Genomic DNA, 2,001 nt, shown 5'->3' with positions numbered 1-2,001 from the left:
GTGCCGGAGGACATTTCGGTCATCGGGTATGACGACATCGAACTGGCTCCTTATTTTGGGTTGACATCAGTCCACCAGCCGCTCTTCGAGTCGGGCCAGCTAGGAGCGGATCTTCTCATGGCTCTGTTGCGGCAAGAGGAAGTCGAGGACGTCTCGTTGGCGGTTTCGGTCGTCGAGCGAGACACGGTTGCCCGACTTTGACACGATGAACAGGTCTCAATGCCTGAGCTCTCTACCGCGTTAAATCTCAATTTGCCTAGGCTGACCCGAACCGGATCTTTTCTGGAATCGCATCGAAGTGAACAAACCTGGCCATGGAGTTGGCATGAAACGCGTCCTTGCAGTCGTGACAGCTATTGGAGTTCTTGGTGCTGGAGTCGCTCTGGCATGGTTCTATTCGAACGCAGATGCCGAGCCAAGCACCGACCTCACCGCACCGCCGATCGAGACGTCGTCGACGGTTGCGGCGGCCGAATCCACCCTGGCCCGACCGACGTCGTACATCATCTCGTCGGCAGAGTCGTCGGTGAGTTTCACGCTCAACGAAGAGTTGCGTGGTGCGGATGCCACCGTGGTTGGTTCAACGGATCAGGTCGCCGGAGAAATTGTGGTCGACTTTGATAATCCGTCAGCATCACTTCTTGGCGATGTTGTCGTCAATGCCCGAACATTCGCGACCGACTCGAACAATCGGAACCGGGCCATTCGGGGAATCATCCTCAATACCGACACGTTTGAATTCATTACCTTTTCGCCGACGTCAATCGATGGCCTGCCAACCGGGCCGACTGACGAATTCACTTTTACGGTTACCGGCGATTTGACCATTCGCGATACGACCAAGCCGGTCACGTTTGATGTTCAAGTGAGCGGATCTGCCGACCGGATCGAGGGGAGTGCCAGCTCGACAGTCAACCGGGCCGACTTTGACCTCCTCATTCCCAACGTGCCGTTTGTTGCCAATGTCGATGAGGAAGTGAGTCTGAAGATCGACTTCGTTGCCCTGCCCGGCTAAGGCAACAAGACGACCTGGAGTGGCGTCTCAGCGACTTCCAGAGCTTTGCGGGGCCATCTACCATGGCGCCCACGATGCCTTATTCTTATCCTGCGACGCGCCGAACCAACCAGACTGACGACTTTCACGGGACAGTCGTTGCCGACCCCTATCGGTGGCTTGAAGAAGAGACCGAAGAGGTCGCCGGGTGGGTAGCTGCCCAATCCGACTTTGCGGCCGGCTACCTAGCCGGCATCCCTGGTCGGGCCGCACTCGTCGAGAGACTGACCAGGTTGTGGGACTTTCCCCGTTGGTCGGTTCCGACCAACCGGCACGGCACGTATGTCTTCGGTTATAACGACGGTCTGGCCGATCAGCCGATCCTGTATCGGCAGCAGGGCTTGGACGGCGAGCCCGAACTGCTCCTCGATCCGAACACCTACTCGGAGGATGGAGCCGTGGCGGTAACCGGCACGTTTCTGTCTCATGACGGCACGTATATGGCGTTCAACGTTGCCGAGGGCGGGTCGGACTACATGGACATGCATGTTCTCGAAGTGGCTTCCGGTCAGGAAACCGGCGACGTGATCGACGGCATGCGGTTCGGGAACGCCGAATGGTCTCACGACGATCTTGGGTTCTATTACCCGCGCTATCCCGACGCTGATGAGGGCTTTGCGATCAATACGAACATGCGGGTGTTTTATCACCGCCTGGGTGATGTCCGCTCTAGTGACGAACTGGTCTACGAGCGGCCTGATTTGCCGGGGCTCGGGTTCTTTCCTCAGATGACCGACGATGGGCGGTACCTGGTCATGAGTTGCTGGGATGGTACGGCCTCCCAGACTCGCTTGTACGTCAAGCCGCTCGCCGGAGATCCGGTGGTGGGTGATCCGGATGAGTTCGGTTTCCATCGTCTCTTTGACGCCTTCGATGCTGCCTACCACTTCGTACATTCCGATGGTTCCAAGTTCTACGTCCAAACGAACAAGGATGCCCCCCGGTCG

Annotated in this window: 3 protein-coding genes; all 3 read left to right on the top strand. The window is 57.8% G+C overall.

Translation table 11 applies throughout. The annotated features are described in order from the left end of the window. Window positions 1-201: substrate-binding domain-containing protein (locus JJE47_16630; GenBank protein ID MBK5269048.1), on the top strand; the 201-nt coding region annotated here is incomplete at its 5' end. A gap of 124 nt (window positions 202-325) precedes the next feature. Then, window positions 326-1,015: a YceI family protein gene (locus JJE47_16625; GenBank protein ID MBK5269047.1), complete on the top strand. Its 690-nt coding sequence runs from the start codon at window positions 326-328 to the stop codon at window positions 1,013-1,015. 74 nt (window positions 1,016-1,089) lie between these two features. Then, on the top strand, window positions 1,090-2,001 hold a 912-nt coding region (locus JJE47_16620), incomplete at its 3' end, for a S9 family peptidase (protein MBK5269046.1).

Source organism: Acidimicrobiia bacterium (assembly GCA_016650365.1).
GTDB lineage: Bacteria > Actinomycetota > Acidimicrobiia > Spongiisociales > JAENVV01 > JAENVV01.
Note: the sequence above shows the minus strand (reverse complement) of the source record. Positions and strands in the feature narration are given on the sequence as shown.